We start from the raw sequence: 1,851 nt of genomic DNA on the forward strand, positions 1-1,851 counted from the left end.
ACTTTGAAACTTTTGAAGAAAAGTGTTGACATCAAATCAAAGATTTGATATGATATAAAAGTTGCTGCGAGGTAACACAGTAGACCTTTGAAAACTGAACAAAGTAAGACGAACCAAATGTGTAGGTTGTTTTTACAACGGTAAAAACAAACAACAATTTTTAACAAGCAAGCAATATGCTAGCAACTAAATGAGCTTATCGATCGCAAGATCGTGTTCAACTTTTATTATGAGAGTTTGATCCTGGCTCAGGACGAACGCTGGCGGCGTGCCTAATACATGCAAGTCGAACGCTTCTTTTCTACCGAGTGCTTGCACTCATTTGAAAAGAAGAGTGGCGGACGGGTGAGTAACACGTGGGTAACCTACCCATCAGAGGGGGATAACACTTGGAAACAGGTGCTAATACCGCATAATAGTCGACACCGCATGGTGTTGATTTGAAAGGCGCTTTCGGGTGTCACTGATGGATGGACCCGCGGTGCATTAGCTAGTTGGTGAGGTAACGGCTCACCAAGGCCATGATGCATAGCCGACCTGAGAGGGTGATCGGCCACACTGGGACTGAGACACGGCCCAGACTCCTACGGGAGGCAGCAGTAGGGAATCTTCGGCAATGGACGAAAGTCTGACCGAGCAACGCCGCGTGAGTGAAGAAGGTTTTCGGATCGTAAAACTCTGTTGTTAGAGAAGAATAAGTAGGAGAGTAACTGCTCTTACCTTGACGGTATCTAACCAGAAAGCCACGGCTAACTACGTGCCAGCAGCCGCGGTAATACGTAGGTGGCAAGCGTTGTCCGGATTTATTGGGCGTAAAGCGAGCGCAGGCGGTTTCTTAAGTCTGATGTGAAAGCCCCCGGCTCAACCGGGGAGGGTCATTGGAAACTGGGAGACTTGAGTGCAGAAGAGGAGAGTGGAATTCCATGTGTAGCGGTGAAATGCGTAGATATATGGAGGAACACCAGTGGCGAAGGCGACTCTCTGGTCTGTAACTGACGCTGAGGCTCGAAAGCGTGGGGAGCAAACAGGATTAGATACCCTGGTAGTCCACGCCGTAAACGATGAGTGCTAAGTGTTGGAGGGTTTCCGCCCTTCAGTGCTGCAGCTAACGCATTAAGCACTCCGCCTGGGGAGTACGACCGCAAGGTTGAAACTCAAAGGAATTGACGGGGGCCCGCACAAGCGGTGGAGCATGTGGTTTAATTCGAAGCAACGCGAAGAACCTTACCAGGTCTTGACATCCTTTGACCACTCGAGAGATCGAGCTTTCCCTTCGGGGACAAAGTGACAGGTGGTGCATGGTTGTCGTCAGCTCGTGTCGTGAGATGTTGGGTTAAGTCCCGCAACGAGCGCAACCCTTATTGTTAGTTGCCATCATTCAGTTGGGCACTCTAGCGAGACTGCCGGTGACAAACCGGAGGAAGGTGGGGATGACGTCAAATCATCATGCCCCTTATGACCTGGGCTACACACGTGCTACAATGGGAAGTACAACGAGTCGCTAGGCCGCGAGGTCATGCAAATCTCTTAAAGCTTCTCTCAGTTCGGATTGTAGGCTGCAACTCGCCTACATGAAGCCGGAATCGCTAGTAATCGCGGATCAGCACGCCGCGGTGAATACGTTCCCGGGCCTTGTACACACCGCCCGTCACACCACGAAAGTTTGTAACACCCGAAGTCGGTGAGGTAACCCTTGTGGAGCCAGCCGCCTAAGGTGGGATAGATGATTGGGGTGAAGTCGTAACAAGGTAGCCGTATCGGAAGGTGCGGCTGGATCACCTCCTTTCTAAGGAATATTACGGAAACTTACACATTCGTCGACACTTTGTTCAGTTTTGAGAGGTTTACTCT

At 50.2% G+C, this 1,851-nt stretch carries 1 rRNA gene; it reads left to right on the top strand.

What is annotated here, in order from left to right:
• Positions 1–225 precede the first annotated feature (225 nt).
• Positions 226–1,786, top strand: a 16S ribosomal RNA gene (locus BCR24_RS10335).
• The last annotated feature ends 65 nt before the right edge of the window (positions 1,787–1,851 follow it).

The organism is Enterococcus ureilyticus (assembly GCF_001730315.1).
GTDB classification, from domain to species: Bacteria; Bacillota; Bacilli; order Lactobacillales; family Enterococcaceae; genus Enterococcus_L; species Enterococcus_L ureilyticus.